The 16,123-nt window shown below is 61.7% G+C and carries 10 protein-coding genes and 1 other RNA gene; 1 reads left to right on the forward strand and 10 read right to left on the reverse strand.

All coding sequences use genetic code 11. The features are described 5' to 3' along the window. Positions 1-30: 30 nt before the first annotated feature. The 3 genes from curA to dnaX all read right to left on the reverse strand — a co-directional run bounded on the left by curA (position 31) and on the right by dnaX (position 3,822). Complete coding sequence (curA, locus tag KVG87_RS12735) at positions 31-1,065, reverse strand: NADPH-dependent curcumin/dihydrocurcumin reductase (protein WP_217850982.1); 1,035 nt, start codon at positions 1,063-1,065, stop codon at positions 31-33. A gap of 261 nt (positions 1,066-1,326) precedes the next feature. Continuing rightward, on the reverse strand, positions 1,327-1,665 hold the full coding sequence (locus KVG87_RS12740) for a YbaB/EbfC family nucleoid-associated protein (protein ID WP_003223337.1): 339 nt from the start codon (positions 1,663-1,665) through the stop codon (positions 1,327-1,329). 66 nt (positions 1,666-1,731) lie between these two features. Beyond that, the gene (gene dnaX / locus KVG87_RS12745) at positions 1,732-3,822 is read right to left on the reverse strand and encodes a DNA polymerase III subunit gamma/tau (protein WP_076566949.1); all 2,091 of its coding nucleotides are present in this window, start codon (positions 3,820-3,822) and stop codon (positions 1,732-1,734) included. Between the two features lie 145 nt (positions 3,823-3,967). Between dnaX and KVG87_RS12750 the strand changes: the two genes are divergently transcribed. Continuing rightward, positions 3,968-4,717, forward strand: a complete 750-nt coding sequence (locus KVG87_RS12750) for a substrate-binding periplasmic protein (RefSeq protein ID WP_217850983.1) — start codon at positions 3,968-3,970, stop codon at positions 4,715-4,717. Positions 4,718-4,737: 20 nt separating this feature from the next. Here the strand turns inward: KVG87_RS12750 and KVG87_RS12755 are convergent, their stop codons facing one another. From KVG87_RS12755 to smc, 7 genes are all read right to left on the reverse strand, one after another. Then, a complete protein-coding gene (locus KVG87_RS12755; protein ID WP_217850984.1) occupies positions 4,738-6,705 on the reverse strand; it encodes a hypothetical protein in 1,968 nt (655 codons plus the stop codon). 36 nt (positions 6,706-6,741) lie between these two features. Further along, positions 6,742-7,230 (reverse strand): hypothetical protein, encoded by a 489-nt coding sequence (locus KVG87_RS12760; RefSeq protein ID WP_217850985.1) that lies wholly within the window; start codon positions 7,228-7,230, stop codon positions 6,742-6,744. 205 nt (positions 7,231-7,435) lie between these two features. After that, an RNA gene (ffs, locus tag KVG87_RS12765) (signal recognition particle sRNA small type) lies at positions 7,436-7,532 on the reverse strand. 131 nt (positions 7,533-7,663) lie between these two features. Then, positions 7,664-8,827 (reverse strand): zinc-binding metallopeptidase family protein, encoded by a 1,164-nt coding sequence (locus tag KVG87_RS12770; protein WP_217850986.1) that lies wholly within the window; start codon positions 8,825-8,827, stop codon positions 7,664-7,666. Positions 8,828-9,101: 274 nt separating this feature from the next. Then, a complete protein-coding gene (ligA, locus tag KVG87_RS12775) occupies positions 9,102-11,459 on the reverse strand; it encodes an NAD-dependent DNA ligase LigA (protein ID WP_217850987.1) in 2,358 nt (785 codons plus the stop codon). An 86-nt stretch (positions 11,460-11,545) separates the two neighbouring features. Then, positions 11,546-12,409: a cell division protein ZipA gene (gene zipA / locus KVG87_RS12780; RefSeq protein ID WP_016773851.1), complete on the reverse strand. Its 864-nt coding sequence runs from the start codon at positions 12,407-12,409 to the stop codon at positions 11,546-11,548. Between the two features lie 225 nt (positions 12,410-12,634). Further along, positions 12,635-16,123 (reverse strand): chromosome segregation protein SMC, encoded by a 3,489-nt coding sequence (gene smc / locus KVG87_RS12785; protein WP_217850988.1) that lies wholly within the window; start codon positions 16,121-16,123, stop codon positions 12,635-12,637.

A 16,123-nucleotide genomic window follows, 5' to 3' on the forward strand; every position in this document is an offset into this window, starting at 1 on the left:
ATACCCGCGCCTCTGGCCAGCGTCAAATCCTCAGTCCTGGGCGACCCGGACCACCAGTTTGCCGAAGTTGCGCCCTTCCAGCAGACCGATGAACGCCTCAGGCGCCTGCTCCAGGCCTTCGACCACGTCCTCGCGGAATTTCACCTTACCGTCGCGTACCCACGGCACCATGTGGCTGATGAATTCCGGCTGACGATCACCGTAATCGTCGAAGACGATGAAGCCCTGAATACGCACACGCTTGGTGAGCAAAGTGCGTTGCAGCATCGGCAGGCGATCCGGGCCGGTCGGCGCCTCGGCGGCGTTGTAGCCGGCGATCAGGCCGCACAACGGGATGCGCGCCTTGGGGTTGAGCAACGGCACGACGGCATCGAAGACATGGCCGCCGACGTTCTCGTAGTAAATGTCGATGCCGTTGGGACAGGCCTTGGCCAGTTGCTCGGCAAAGTCATCGGCCTTGTGGTCGATGCAGGCATCAAAACCCAGCTCCTCGACCACGTATTTGCACTTCTCGGCCCCACCGGCCACGCCGACCGCACGCAGACCTTTGATCTTCGCCACTTGCCCGACCACCGAGCCGACGGCGCCGGACGCCGCAGCCACTACCAGGGTTTCACCCTCTTTCGGCTGGCCGATGTCCATCAGGCCCATGTACGCGGTCATGCCCGGCATACCCAGCACCCCGAGGGCCATCGACGGGCTCGGCAGGCCGGCCGGGATCGGCATGATGTTGCGGCCGTCGCTGATGCTGTGGCTCTGCCAACCGGTGGCGCCAACCACCAGATCACCTACGTGGAATTTCGGATGATTGGACTGCTCGACCCGGCTGACCGCACCACCGGTCATGACTTCGCCGATTTGCACTGGCGCAGTGTAGGACGGAGCGTCGCTCATACGCCCGCGCATGTACGGGTCGAGCGACAGGTACAGGGTTTTCAGCAGCACCTGACCGTCCTGCAGATCCGGCAGCGCCTCGCGCTCGAGACGAAAGTTCTCCGGAGTCGGCGCGCCGGTCGGGCGCGAGGCGAGGACGAAGCGTTGATTGAGGGTGAGAGGGTCGGACATGTCAGCGTCTCCTGTGAATGGGGGAATTCGGTGTATAGGGAGCAGACCTTGGTAGCGGTGGTGTGTTCGATGTTTCTGCAGTTTTGACCGAGGCGCCGCCTTCGCGAGCAGGCTCGCTCCCACAGGGATTGCATTTCCACGTGTGGGAGCGAGCCTGCTCGCGAAGGCGTCAGTCTGCGGCACATGCCCATCAGGCAGAAACAAAAATGCCAGGCGCAATGCCTGGCATTTTGTGTAGCTCATCTGCCGCCCAAAGGCGAATCAGAATGGCAGTTTCATACCCGCTGGCAGGTTCATGCCAGCGGTCATGCTGCCCATTTTTTCCTGGCTGTTGGCTTCGATCTTGCGCACGGCGTCGTTGACGGCGGCGGCGACCACGGCTTCCAGCATCTCTTTGTCGTCTTCGCTCAGGCCTTCGACCAGGCTTGGGTCGATGCTCACGCTCTTGACGTCGTGACGACCGGTCATCACCACGGTGACCATGTCGCCGCCGGCCTTGCCGGTGACTTCGGCGTTGGCCAGTTCTTCCTGCATCTTGGCCATTTTTTCCTGCATCTGCTGCGCCTGCTTCATCAGGCCGGCCATGCCACCTTTCATCATGGGAATCACCTCAAACGTACTTGGATAAAACAGCGCCCGGCCATCTTGGCCGAGCACCTTCAGTTATTAGCCTTGGGTGACCAAGGCGTCGACAGGTTCAATAGTATCGCTTCGCACCACCGCGCCGAACTGCTGAACCATCTGCTGGATGAACGGATCACCGTGGATCGATTCCTCCGCCTCACGCTGGCGATTGGCGCGGCGGCGGGAGGCGGCCTGGGCCGGGGTTTCCTGCTCGGGCTTGATCAGCTCGATGGTCAGCGTCAGCGTGCGCCCGTGGAACTGGTTCAACGCGTCGTTGAGACGACGCTGTTGCGTGGCGTTGAACAGTGCGCTGTGGGCCGGATCGAGGTGCATCAGCCAGTGATCGCCATCGACCGCAATCAATGTGCAGTTGGCGGCGATGCTGCCGGTCATGCCGGAAATCGGCAGCTTCGGGAACAGCTCCAGCCATTGCAGGGCCAGACCGGTGGCCGGCGCGGCGGCAGGTTCCGGCTCGGGCTCAGGCTCGGGATCGGCGGCGTGTTCGCTGGCCAGTTCGTCGAGGTAGCTGTAGGCCGAATCCATGTCCGGCTCGATGTAGTCTTCATCCAGCGGCGGTTCGTCGTCCATGTCCATGCCCGGCGTAGCGGCATCGACGTCGGCGACGGACGGCTCGGGAATTGGCGCAGCGGCCCACTCCGGCGCATCCGGGACCACGCTGTCCGGGGTTGGCAGCGGCATCGGCGGCAATTCAGGCTGCTCGCCAGCAGTTTCCAGCACCGGTTCGACGGCGGGTTGCTGTACTGGTGCCGGCTCGGGCTCGGCTTCCACCGGGTCGTTCCATGGCAAGTCGACCACGGTTTCGACGGCGACTGGCTCAGGCTCCGGTTGCGCTTCGACAACCGGCGCCACAGGTTCTGGCTCGGCAGCCGGCGCTGCTACCGGTGCGGGCGCGGGTGCTGGCGCAGCAGCCGCAGCCGCAGCGACCACCGGCGCAGGCTTCGGCGCGGCAGCCACTGAGTTTGCGGAATCAACTGTGGCCTGGCTGATCCCCACTGGCTTTAGCGGTTGCCTCGGCGCGTCCGCCGTATCCGCCGGGCGGAACGCGAGCATCCGCAGCAAGACCATCTCGAAACCGCCACGCGGGTCCGGCGCGAGCGGCAAGTCACGGCGCCCAATCAGACCCATCTGGTAATAGAACTGCACGTCTTCGGCCGGCAGCGCCTGGGCCAGGGCCAATACGCGATCACGGTCGCCGTGGCCATTGTCGACGCCTTCCGGCAGCGCCTGAGCGATGGCCACGCGGTGCAGCACGTTGAGAATTTCCGAGAGCACGCCGTTCCAGTCCGGGCCTTGCTCGGCCAAGTGACGCACGGCTTCGAGCAGCGCCTTGGCATCGCCCTCGATCAGCGCATGCAGCACGTCATAGACCTGACCGTGATCCAGTGTGCCGAGCATGGCCCGCACGTCGGTCGCGAGGACCTTGCCTTCACCGAACGCGATGGCCTGATCGGTCAGGCTCATGGCGTCGCGCATCGAACCGTCAGCAGCGCGACCAAGCAGCCACAGTGCGTCGTCTTCGAACGGTACGTTTTCTGCGGTCAGGACGTGGGTCAAATGCTCGACCACACGCTCGGGCGTCATGTTCTTCAGGGAGAATTGCAGGCAGCGCGAAAGAATCGTTGCCGGAAGTTTCTGCGGATCGGTGGTCGCCAGGATGAACTTGACATAGGGCGGCGGCTCTTCAAGGGTTTTCAACAGCGCATTGAAGGAATGGCTGGAAAGCATGTGCACTTCGTCGATCAGGTAGACCTTGAAGCGCCCACGGCTTGGCGCGTACTGCACGTTATCGAGCAGTTCGCGGGTGTCTTCGACCTTGGTGCGGCTGGCGGCGTCGATCTCGATCAGGTCGACAAAACGGCCTTCATCGATCTCGCGGCATACCGAACACTCGCCGCAGGGGCTGGAGGTGATACCTGTCTCGCAGTTCAGGCACTTGGCAATGATCCGCGCGATGGTGGTCTTGCCGACCCCGCGCGTCCCGGTGAACAGGTAGGCGTGGTGCAGCCGTTGGCTGTCCAAGGCATTGATCAGAGCCTTGAGCACATGGGTCTGGCCGACCATTTCGCGGAACGAGCGTGGACGCCATTTACGTGCAAGAACCTGATAACTCATCGAAAACCGTCGCAGCGAAGGAAGCAGAAGCGGCTAATGCTAGCGGAGCAAGGGCAAAATTGCATCCGGTGTCCTCGTCTAATATGGCTAAGCTGCATCAGCAGAGGCTTTTATCAGCTCGGGACGAGGAATTACCGGAGCGTCTATGCGGTGGGCCGTGGCGGCATTGCTGGGTATCAGCCTCAACGCGATGGCAGCGCAAGCGCCGTTGCGCTTCGCCGTGCCGGACAGTTGGGCGATGCCGATGGTGCAACTGCAAGGCGGCAGACCGACCCAGGGCATCCTGCACGACGCCCTGCTCAGCCTGGCGACCCAGGTTGGTGCGCCAGCGCAATTCGTCGTCCTGCCGCGCGCGCGGGTACAGAGCGCCATGGAACACGGCGACATCGATGTGCGCTGCTATGCCGCACAGTCGTGGTTGCCGAATCAGTCCGGCGATTACATCTGGAGCGTGCCGTTGTGGTTTCAGCGCGACCTGCTGGTCAGCCGCAAGGAGCAACCGGCGCAGATCGATCCCGCCCGGCTGCCGCGCCAGGCCATCGGCACCGTCCTCGGTTACAGCTACCCTACCCTGCAACCGCTGTTCGACGCTGACCAGTTGCAACGCGAAGACGCGCGCAATCAGGAACAGGTACTGGAAAAGCTGCTGGCCGGGCGATACCGCTATGCGGTGAGCAATCAGTGGACACTGGACTGGATCAATCAGCGCCTGCTGCCGGAGCAGCAGCTGCAAGGGGTCGCGGTGCTGCAGGAACAGAATATCGGCTGCTACGTGAGGAACGACCCGAACGTGCCGGTGCAGCGGATCCTGCGCACGTTGCTGCGGATGAAAATGTCCGGCGAGATCGACGACATTATCCGCCTGTATACCGGCGCCTCTTCAACCACACCCTAGCTCCCACAGGGTTGGCCGGGTCAATAACCGTGCGATTCGCGGAATTTCGGCTCGCGGCTGTGGTGATAATCGATCCACTCGACCACGTCGTAAGGCAGATAAAGCTGCTGCCGGGCACGGGACACGGCGATGTACACGGCACAGATGCGCTGATCGAACTCGTAGGCATCCTTGAATTTCTCGTTACTGAGCAACGTCCGGGTCAACAGCACGCGCTTGAACTCCATGCCGCCGGCCCGCTCGGCCATCATCAACAGGCAGGCTTTGCCCGGCTCGATGATCTTTTGGCTCAGTCGCGTCAGGTCGGCAATCATGAAGCCGTTTTGCAGTTGCGCTTCGATCCACAAAAAAGCTTCATCGAAACGGTTGGCCTCACGCACTTGCCGCCAATCGGCCATGTCGCTGAAATACGGATGCGGCCCCTTTTCGCTGGACCCGGCGTTGTAGAAATCGCGGCGGAACAGTTCGATGGCGGTGGTCATGAAATGCTTGATGTCGTCCTGCGCTTCCCGGTCGGGAAAACTGAAGGCGCAACTGGAGTCGTGCAGATGGATGGCCCACATCATCGTGTCCCACGGTGACGCGGTCAGCACCACGCAACCTTCGGGCGGTACGAAGGATTGCGGGTAGTACTCGATATCGACGTCAGCGTGTCGAGCGCCTTCAAACGGCACTTTGCTCTTCTGCGTGTGGCGCGAGATCAGCGGATTGACCAGGCGCTCGACATTGCGCCCCGAACGCACCGAATAGCAGATATCGCTCTGACGGACTTCACGCTTGCGCTTGGGCGCCTCGCCCGTGGCCTGCTGATATTCATCGCCGAGGGTGATCAGCACCTGCTGCCCGCGCTCGATGATTTGCAGCAGCGACGCCGGCACGTCCTGGCTTTCGTCGATGATCACATGGGTGTAGCGCGGCGGGACGCGGCAACCGGCGAGACTGGCGCGCTTGATCATGAGCAACGTCGGAAAACCGCTCTGGCTGGCCCAGGCCGGGTTGGCCTCCAGATACACCCACAGGCGACTGGAGTATTCCAGCAGCGCTTGCGAGTCTGCGCCGGTCAATGGCTGCTGGAAGTGCGGCAGATGCCTAGCGGACAGCGTGTGGTCTCTGGAGGCGCAATACAGCTCCAGCACGCGCAGGCAAACTTCGAGGGTGCCTGGCCCGTCGTGGTGACGAAAGCCGAAGATATTCAACTCCTGCGCCAGCGCCGGCTTGCTCGGAATCCGCGCGGGCGCCTTGGCCATATGAAAGCGGGGGCCAAGCAGCTGGGCCTGGGCAAAGTCGAAAAACGTCTGACCGATCTCAGTGTTGTGTACTTGGGCGATGTGCTTGCGCAACGTCGCCAGTTTCGCCGGGGTGCGCGCCAGTACCAGGGTGCGTTTCGAGCGCAGGCATTCGATCAGCGCGCTGAGCATGTAGCTCTTGCCGATGCCCGCATAACCCTGCACGTGCAGGTCTTCGTCGAGGTTGGCACGGAAGGTTCGCAGCAGTTTGTCCTGCGCCGCGCTCAACCAGTGCTCGCGCTCGCGTGGCGTAACCATTTGCTGGCGAAACGGGTTGTTCTGTTGCTGGTGGCGGACTTTGTAGTCCACATCCCATTGCCCGCCGGGTAACAGGTATTCCTGCGCTGTGACTTCATCGGCCATGAGAAAGCGCAGGTTCAGACCTTTGAGCGCATTGAGGCCGAAATACAGTTTGCGCGAATCGAACAGACGCCGCGCCTCTGCAAGCAGTCCCGCCGATCCGGAGCGCCGGGAGGTGACAGACCAGTCAATGAGTCTGGCGAGAATTTTCTCCGCTGCGCTGGCGCTCAGGTCCTGTTCCGTGGCCTGGGCGAGGTTCTGGATGACCAGCACCGCCGCCAGTTCCGAGTCGCTCAGGTTGGCGAGTGTCGCGTCACCCTCGGGCTGCAACAGCGCCGTACACACATCATGGGTGATGGGCAGAAATACCGGGGTGGCCAAATCAAAATGTTCCGGGTGCATACAACCTCGCCGCCTGGGCCTTAATACAACACCAGATCAGTCCTGGTCATTCTCGTCGTGCATTTCATGGGACTGCGGCAAGTTTCCCTCACGGCTGGCCTCCGGGCTGATCCGCAGCTCGAAGGAGTAACCGCCGAGCGTGCCGGACATGCCGCGTCGATCTGCTCCACTAGCCAGCGGGCCTGCATCGATTTGCGCCTGCACTTCGTAGAGCGCCATTTCCAGCAGTTTGCGCAGGTGTTCAGGGTTTTGAGCGGTGGCTTGCAGCTGCAGGTCGTACTGGCCGGCCACCGATTCAGTGATGACGGGCTGGTCCTGCACCGCGAGCGGCTGCGCAGTTTCTTCAGCCGCGTTGAACACGGTCGAAGCCGCCAGAATCGCGGCGTGCTCCTCATCCATCAGGTCGAGCACTCGCGACAACTCCAGCGTGCGCTCGGGCTGATCCTGCATCTGCGTTTTGACTTCCAGACGCCGCATCTGCCATTCGCGCAGTTTTTCACGAGTCAGATCGTCGATTTCACCCACTTGCCTTACCTCTCAATGCCAGGCGAGGGAGTATGCCACTGTTCGCGGTCGACAGCCGCACGGGCACCGGGACGCTGCGCTGCTGATCCGCGCGTTTCTGATGGCGGATCAACGCCACTAGCCAAATCGCAGGCATAAAAAAACCGCAGTGGGCGAAACCCATGCAGTTCTCTTTGAATTCTCGGTAGGTTCGTTAAGGTGGTGCCCCCACCAGCCACACCCCGGCACACAATGTTCCCGCTGTGGCTGCTTCCTTCCGGATCTGACCAGGTTCACGGGTAATCGTTGCGGGGGGACCGATGGGGTCACCATAACGACGCTTGCCTGTCGGCGAGCCGCGCCATTGTACCTGTCTGAGATGAACTTACAACCGTTGGTTGCAGATAAAAAACCTGAACGGCTTCAAGGACATAAACATCACGGCCTGCGACACCTACAAGGCCAGCACCTCATCCGCCCTGCCGCCCGCCTGCTGGATCACCAGATGAATGAAGTGCAACTTGGCGATCGCCGCCGCCGGCAGTACGAACGGGTAGAAATCCGGTTGGCCCATGCTGCGCGACAGTTCGTTGAGCATGCCGGCCAGTTCGATCCACGCATTGACGAATGACAGGAAAGCGCCACCGCCGGGATGCTCGGGGTCGTACAGGGTGCTGGTGGGAAATGGCTGATAGTCGAAGTCCATTTCCCGCGCGCTCATGCCAAAGCCCAGCGCGGTATCCACGGCGTCCATCATGTGCAGGTAGTGCGCCCAGGTTTCCGCCCAGTCTTCCCACGGGTGCATGGTCGCGTAGGCACTGACGTAGTGCTGCGGCCAGTCCAGCGGTGCGCCTTGCTGGTAATGCCGGTCCAGCGCCTCGGCGTAACTCGCGCGCTCGTCGCCGAACAGATTGCGGAACGCGTCCAGCCAAGGGCCATTGGCGATGAGGCGATCCCAGTAGTAGTGGCCGACCTCATGGCGAAAGTGCCCGAGCAGCGTGCGGTAAGGTTCGTGCATCGCCGCCCTGACCTGCTCACGGTGAGCGTCGTCGGCCTCTTTGATGTCGAGGGTGATCAGGCCATTGGCGTGGCCGGTCATCGGCTCGTTGCCTTCGAGGTCGACACCGATGAAGTCGAAAGCCAATCCGGTTTCTTCGTCGACGGTTTTCGGGATGACCGGCAAGCCGAGGGTGATCAGTTGCGCGACCAGTCGACGCTTGGCGATTTCAACTTTGCGCCAGCGTTCGGGATTTTCCGCGACGGACAGGTCGGGAATGGTGCGGTTGAGGCTGCAAGCGATGCACAAGGTGTCGTGATCGGTGGCCGGCAGCAGCCAATTGCACGCGGCGGGCATGTCGAGGTTGGCGCAGCGGCGGAACAGTCCGGCGTCGGGATCGGCGTCGAGCGTCCAGGTGCCCTCTTCCGGCCCCGGCTGCAGCGAGGTAAGGCGACTTTCTTCAGGTTGATAGCCAAGCAAGGCGTTACAGGCCAGGCACTGACTGTTGCGAAAGAACAGCGACTGGCCGCAACGGCACGGCCAGACTTTGCTGTTGCGCGAGGATCCGGCCACGAACGGCGCGATGATGCGGGAACTGAGCTGCTCGAAAAAGCGGTGCATGGCGATCTCTCCCTGGGACTGGCCAAGACTAGATCATCCGGAAGACAACATCGTTCCCGAATATAGCCCGCTCCTGAGTGACACCGCCGTTGTGGCGAGGGGATTTATCCCCGCTCGACTGCGCAGCAGTCGCAAAAAACCGTACACGCGATACAGATAAAATGATCGGTCGCAGGGTTTTGGGGTCGCTGCGCAACCCAGCGGGGATAAATCCCCTCGCCACAGGTGTCCATCCGGACGGGGATAAATCCCCTCGCCACAGGGGTTCATCCGGTCAGACAGCGACGCCGTGGGTTTTGAGGAAGGCGATAAACGCTTCCTCGTCCATGACCTTCACCCCCAGTTCGTTGGCCTTGGTCAGTTTCGAGCCGGCCCCCGGGCCTGCGACCACGCAATGGGTTTTCGCCGACACCGAACCGGCGACCTTGGCACCCAGGCTTTCCAGATGATCCTTGGCCACATCCCGGCTCATCAATTCGACCTTGCCGGTCAGCACCCAGGTTTCGCCGGACAGCGGCAGACCTTCGACGACTTTTTTCTCGCTCTGCCAATGCATGCCGAAATCGCGCAATTGCTGCTCGGCCTGCTCGGCCAGTTGCCGATGCTCAGCCGAGGCGAAGAACTCGCGCACGGAGTTGGCCTGCTTCTCCGGCAATGCCTGACGCATGTCCAGCCAGTCAGCGTTCATCACTGCATCCAGCGAGCCAAACCGATCGGCCAGTTTCTGCGCACCACCGGGGCCGACGAAGGGAATGTGCAGTTTGTCGAGCAAGCCGCCCAGCGTGGTACTGGCGGCGAATTCGGCGCCCAGTTCGCCCTGATCCTGAATCTGCAAACCATGGCCGAGCAATTCGCTGATGACCTGCCGGTTGTGCGCATCCTCAAAGAAACTGTGGATCTCGTGCGCCACTTCCAGGCCGACATCCGGCAGGTAGGTCAGCACATGCGGCAAGGCCTGTTGCACGCGCTCCAGCGAACCCAGCGAGCGCGCCAGCACCTTGGCCGTTTCTTCACCGACATCGGGAATGCCGAGGGCGTAGATGAAACGTGCCAGGCTCGGTTGCTTGCTGTCCTCGATGGCTTTGAGAAGCTTGTTGCTCGATACCTCGGCGAAGCCTTCCAGATCGACGATGTCGTCGAATTTCAGCGCATACAGATCGGCCGGGGAACTGACCAGACCTTCGTCGACCAGTTGCTCGACGCTCTTGTCGCCCAAGCCTTCGATGTCCATGGCCCGGCGCGAGACGAAGTGAATGATCGCCTGTTTCAGTTGCGCACCACAGGCCAGTCGGCCGACGCAGCGATACACCGCGCCTTCGCTGAAGGTTTCCTTGCCCTTGCTGCGCTTGACCAGTTGCGTGCGTTCAACGTGCGAGCCGCACACCGGGCAGCTTTGAGGAATGGCAACCGGGCGCGCGTCATCGGGGCGACGCTCGGTGATCACTTGCACCACTTGCGGAATCACATCACCGGCGCGGCGGATGATCACCGTGTCGCCGATCATCAGGCCCAGCCGCGCGACTTCGTCCATGTTGTGCAACGTGGCGTTGGCCACGGTGACGCCGGCGACCTTCACCGGTTTCAGACGCGCCACCGGAGTCACCGCACCGGTGCGGCCGACCTGGAATTCCACGTCGAGCAGCTCGGTAAGTTCTTCCATCGCCGGGAATTTGTGCGCGATCGCCCAGCGCGGCTCGCGGGCGCGGAAGCCCAGTTCACGCTGGTCGGCAATGCTGTTGACCTTGAACACCACGCCATCGATTTCATAGGCCAGCGAGTTACGGCGCTCGCCGATGTCGCGGTAATACTCCAGGCACTCATCGATGCCCTTGGCCAGCTTCAGTTCGTGACTGATCGGCATGCCCCACTTTTGCAACTGCTTGAGGTTACCGATGTGGGTGTCGGCGATATCGTGAGACACCTGACCGATGCCATAGCAGCAGAATTCCAGCGGCCGGTTGGCGGTGATCTTCGAGTCGAGCTGGCGCAGGCTGCCTGCTGCCGCGTTGCGCGGGTTGGCGAAGGTCTTGCCGCCGATTTCCAATTGCGAAGCATTGAGGCGCTCGAAACCGGCCTTGGACATGAACACTTCACCGCGCACTTCCAGCGTCGCCGGCCAGCCTTCGCCGTGCAGCTTCAGCGGAATATTGCGCACGGTACGCACGTTGACGCTGATGTCCTCGCCGGTGGTGCCATCGCCACGGGTGGCGCCGCGCACCAACAGACCGTCCTGATACAGCAGGCTGACCGCCAGGCCATCGAGCTTCGGCTCGCAGCTGTATTCCACCGCCGCGCCGCCACCGAACAGATCGCCGGCCGGCACGTCGAGGCCTTCGTTGACGCGGCGATCGAACTCGCGCATGTCGGACTCTTCGAAGGCGTTGCCGAGGCTGAGCATCGGGATTTCGTGACGCACCTGAGTGAACGCAGTCAACGCCATGCTGCCGACGCGCTGGGTCGGCGAGTCGCTGGTGATCAGTTCCGGGTTGGCCGCTTCCAGTGCCTTGAGCTCGTGGAACAAGCGATCGTACTCGGCATCGGGAATGCTCGGCTCGTCGAGAACGTGATAGCGATAGTTGTGCTGATCCAGCTCAGCGCGCAGCTCTAGAATGCGGGTTTTGGCGGCGGTCATGGGTGTTCTCTCATAAAGCAAAAGAGCAGCCGAGGCTGCTCAATTATTTTGCCGATCGTCTTGTTAAACAGGAACGACCTTTTGTATCAACGCTTCTGGGTCAATGCGCGGCGTTCGAATTCAACAATGCGCTGACGGTAGTGTTCGATCGTCTGCGCGGTCAGTACGCTGCGCTGATCGTCTTTCAGCTCGCCGTTCAGTTCCTGGGACAGCTTGCGGGCTGCCGCGACCATCACGTCGAAAGCCTGCTTCGGATGACGCGGGCCTGGCAGACCGAGGAAGAAGCTCACCGCCGGGGTGCTGAAGTGGTCGATGTCGTCCAGATCAAAGATACCCGGCTTGACCGCGTTGGCCATGGAGAACAGCACTTCGCCGTTGCCGGCCATGCTTTCGTGGCGGTGGAAAATGTCCATCTCGCCGAAACGCAGGCCGCTTTCGAGAATATTCTGCAGCAGCGCAGGGCCTTTGAAGCCGGCCGGGTCGCGGCAAATCACGCTGATCACCAGGACTTCTTCGGCTTGCGGCTGATCTTTTTCCGCCACGGCCGCTGCAGGCTTGCTGTCTTCGGCGAAGTCATCATCGCGACTGCTGAAGCTCGGGCCGCCGTCCAGGTCGAGGTCGAGGTTCAAGTCGCCCTGCGCCGGGCCGTTGCTGCCGCGCTTGCCACGTTTCGAACCGGATTCACGCGGCTCGCGGGCTTCGCGGTTGGGCATGCTCACCGACGGCAGATCGTGCTCGTCCAGTTGCGGCTCTTTGTGCGTGTCCAGGACGCGGGCCGGGCCCAACAGCTCGGCGCTGGTGTCCTCGTCCGGCAGATTGGACAGGCTCCGGTCGAGACGGAATTTCAGCTTTCCCTTGCCGCCACGCATACGGCGCCAGCCATCGAAAAGAATACCGGCTATCACAATGATGCCGATGACGATCAGCCACTCGCGCAGACCGATTTCCATGTAATCCCGTGCCTCTATAAAAAATGCTGAAAAATAAGGGGTTTACACTGCGTAAACCGCTTTAAAACGTGGCGCCAACTCTATGTTCTGACAGGCGTTTTGCCCACGTATACGAAAAATTGACATTAAACTAGCACGATCAAAGGCTTCGCAGCTACAAGCTTTAAGCTCCAAGCCACAAGCCGTCCACTTGCAGCTTGGAGCTTGTAACCCGCAGCTGCGCCGCTAGGCGTCCACCATCGCCATCGCCTCCTCGACATCCACCGCCACCAGTCGCGAGCAGCCCGGCTCATGCATCGTCACGCCCATCAACTGCTCGGCCATTTCCATGGCGATCTTGTTGTGGGTGATGTAGATGAACTGCACGGTCTGCGACATCTCTTTGACCAGGCGTGCGTAGCGTCCAACGTTAGCGTCATCCAGTGGCGCGTCAACCTCATCGAGCATGCAGAACGGCGCCGGGTTCAACTTGAAGATGGCAAAAACCAGGGCCAGTGCAGTCAGGGCTTTTTCGCCGCCGGAGAGCAAATGGATGGTGCTGTTCTTCTTCCCGGGCGGCTGCGCCATGATCGTCACCCCTGTATCGAGTAGATCTTCGCCCGTCAGTTCCAAATACGCGCGCCCGCCACCGAAAACTTTCGGGAAAAGTGCCTGCAAACCACCGTTGATCTGATCAAAGGTATCTTTGAAACGGTTGCGGGTTTCCTTATCGATTTTGCGGATGACGTTTTCCAGGGTCTCCAGCGCTTCGACCAGATCGGCGTCCTGCGCATCCAGATAACGTTTACGCTCCGATTGTTGCGTGTATTCATCGATGGCCGCGAGGTTGATTGCACCCAGGCGCTGAATCCGCGCATTGATGCGTTCGAGTTCTTCTTCGGCCTCGCGTTCACTGGCTTGTGCGGTCAATGTGGCGAGCACGCCGTTGAGATCGTAGCCATCTTCGAGCAATTGATCCTGCAAAGCCTTGCGCCGTACGGTCAGCGCCTGCCATTCCATGCGTTGCTGTTCGAGCTGGCCGCGAATCAACTGCGATTGCTGCTCGGCCTGGGTGCGGCGTTTTTCCGCGTCGCGCAACTCACGATCGGCGTCTTCCAGGGCGATCTGCGCGGTCTTGAGTTCTTCATCGACGGTCATGCGCTTGTCGAGCAACTCTTCGAGTTTCAGACGCAGCTCTTCCAGCGGCGCCTCGCCCTCCTCCAGATTCAGGCTCAACTGCTCGCGCTTTTCAGTCAGGCGCTCGGCCTGCATTTCCAGACGCTCCAGCGCCTGCCGGGTGGAATCGTGCTGGGCACGCAGCGAGCCGAGACGCACGGCCAATTGATGGGCGTGATCCTTGTGCTGCCGGGCTTCCTGACGCACGCGATCAAGGCGCTCGCGCAGGCTGTCGCGCTGGGCCAGCAGCAACTCGCGCTGCTCGGTGTCGAGCGCCATGGAATCCAGCGCTTCCTGCAAATTCATGCGCGCTTCGCCGACCTGCTCGTGCTCAAGCTCGCGCTGTTCGGCGAGCTCGACCAGTTCTTCATCGAGACGGGTGCGGCGCAATGTCAGCTGTTCGGCTTTGGCCTTACCGGCGGACAACTGCGCTTTCAGTTCGCCTTGCTGGCGCGCTTCGTCCTGCAGCAAGCGGCGCAGATGTTCGCGGCCGTTTTCCTGCTGGCGCTGTTGCGCGCGCAGGGTTTGCAGGCGGGTCTCCATGGCCTCGACCGTGGCTTCACGCTCCTCGCGCTCAAGCTGCAAGTCTTCGATTTCCTGGCCCCGGGCGAGCATGCCGCTTTCCGCTTCGCTGGCGCGACGTACGCGTAAAAAGTGTCGACCGACCCAGTAGCCATCGCGACTGATCAGGCTCTGCCCGGCGCTCAACTGGCCGCGCAAGGCCAGCGCCTGTTCAAGGCTGTCGACCGGTTTGACCTGGCCGAGCCACGGCGACAGATCGATCTGCGCCTCGACTTTGTCCAGCAGGCTGCCCGCCACCCGCACGCCATCGCTGGCCGGGCTGAGCAGGCGCAAATCGCCTTGAGTGAAACCGGACAGATCGAAGCCGCTGAAATCGTCGACCAGCACCGCTTGCAGATCGGCGCCGAGCACGGTTTCCACCGCCAGTTCCCAACCGGCCTCGACCTTAAGGCCTTCGGCCAGGCGCGGACGCTCGGCGAGGTTGTGTTCCTTTAACCATTCGGCGGTGCCGGTGCCCGGATCGAGCGCCGCTTGCTGCAAGGCTTCCAGCGACGCCAGACGCCCATTGAGCCGCTGCAGATCGCCCTGCGCCTGCTGCTGCGCGGTCAACGCCTGATGTAATTCCTGACGCAGTTGTTCGAGCTTTTCGACCTGCGCTTCTTCGCTGGTCTGTAAATCTTCCAGGGTCGCTTCAGACTCGGCGAGCTGCTCGTTGAGCGCCATGATCGCCGCGTCTTCCGGGTCGGCGGACAGCAACGCGCGCTCTTCAGCGAGGCGCTTCTGTCGGTCAGCCAGACGCTCCATGCTGCTTTCCAGCTGCTGGATTCGCGATTGCTGGACTTCAGCCTGACGCCGCGGTTCGGCAGCGGTCAGGTTGAAAGCATCCCACTGCTCCTGCCAGCCGTGCATGGTGGTTTCGGCTTCTTCGAGGGCCGCAGCGGCTTCCTCGGCGGCGGCGCTGGTGACTTCCTGCTCGGGGGTGAGCATGTCCAGTTCTTCGCCGAGGGTCAGCAGCAACGTGCGGTCGTGGCCCAGATGCGACTCGGTTTCCAGACGCGCGCGCTCGGCTTCTTTCAGATCGTCCTGTAACTGGCGCAACCGCTGCTGGCCGTGCTGGATGCTCTGCTCGACCCGGGCGATGTCGCCGCCGACCGAATAGAAGCGGCCCTGCACCAGATTGAAGCGCTCGGACAGATCATGGTGACCGTCGCGCAGGCGTTCGATGGCCGCATCAGCGTTACGCTGTTCAGCGACCAGCGCTTCGAAACTGACCTCCTGATTGCCAATGATCGACTCGCGCTGACCGACCTGCTCATTGAGATCCTGCCAGCGCAGGGCCGACAGTTGCGCCTTGAGCTGACGCTCTTCGGCCTTGAGTTCCTGATACTTTTTCGCCGCCTCGGCCTGACGGTGCAGGCGCTCGAGCTGGCGCTCCAGCTCTTCGCGCAGGTCGGTCAGGCGGGCGAGGTTTTCGTGGGTGCGACGGATGCGGTTCTCGGTCTCGCGGCGGCGCTCTTTATATTTCGAGATGCCGGCGGCTTCTTCGATGAAGTTACGCAGGTCTTCGGGCTTGGATTCGATCAGCTTGGAGATCATCCCCTGTTCGATGATCGAGTAGCTGCGCGGACCGAGGCCGGTGCCGAGGAAAATATCGGTGATGTCGCGCCGACGGCATTTGGTGCCGTTGAGGTAATAGGTGGTCTGGCTGTCGCGGGTGACTTTGCGGCGGATGGAAATTTCCGCATAGGCCGCGTATTCGCCGAGCAGCGTGCCGTCTGAGTTGTCGAAGACCAGTTCGATACTGGCCTGGCTCACCGGTTTGCGGCTGGTCGAGCCATTGAAGATGACGTCGGTCATCGACTCGCCACGGAGGTTCTTCGCCGAACTTTCGCCCATCACCCAGCGCACGGCGTCGATGATGTTCGACTTGCCGCAACCGTTCGGCCCGACGACCGCCGCCATGTTACTGGGGAAGTTCACCGTGGTCGGGTCGACGAAGGATTTGAACCCCGCCAGTTTGATGCACTTCAGCCGCAC

Source organism: Pseudomonas siliginis, assembly GCF_019145195.1.
GTDB classification, from domain to species: Bacteria; Pseudomonadota; Gammaproteobacteria; order Pseudomonadales; family Pseudomonadaceae; genus Aquipseudomonas; species Aquipseudomonas siliginis.

Coding starts and splice junctions, on each gene's coding strand:
- curA (WP_217850982.1), bottom strand. CDS start 1,065: ATGTCCGACCCTCTCACCCTCAATCAACGCTTCGTCCTCGCCTCGCGC.
- KVG87_RS12740 (WP_003223337.1), bottom strand. CDS start 1,665: ATGATGAAAGGTGGCATGGCCGGCCTGATGAAGCAGGCGCAGCAGATG.
- dnaX (WP_076566949.1), bottom strand. CDS start 3,822: ATGAGTTATCAGGTTCTTGCACGTAAATGGCGTCCACGCTCGTTCCGC.
- KVG87_RS12750 (WP_217850983.1), top strand. CDS start 3,968: ATGCGGTGGGCCGTGGCGGCATTGCTGGGTATCAGCCTCAACGCGATG.
- KVG87_RS12755 (WP_217850984.1), bottom strand. CDS start 6,705: ATGCACCCGGAACATTTTGATTTGGCCACCCCGGTATTTCTGCCCATC.
- KVG87_RS12770 (WP_217850986.1), bottom strand. CDS start 8,827: ATGCACCGCTTTTTCGAGCAGCTCAGTTCCCGCATCATCGCGCCGTTC.
- ligA (WP_217850987.1), bottom strand. CDS start 11,459: ATGACCGCCGCCAAAACCCGCATTCTAGAGCTGCGCGCTGAGCTGGAT.
- zipA (WP_016773851.1), bottom strand. CDS start 12,409: ATGGAAATCGGTCTGCGCGAGTGGCTGATCGTCATCGGCATCATTGTG.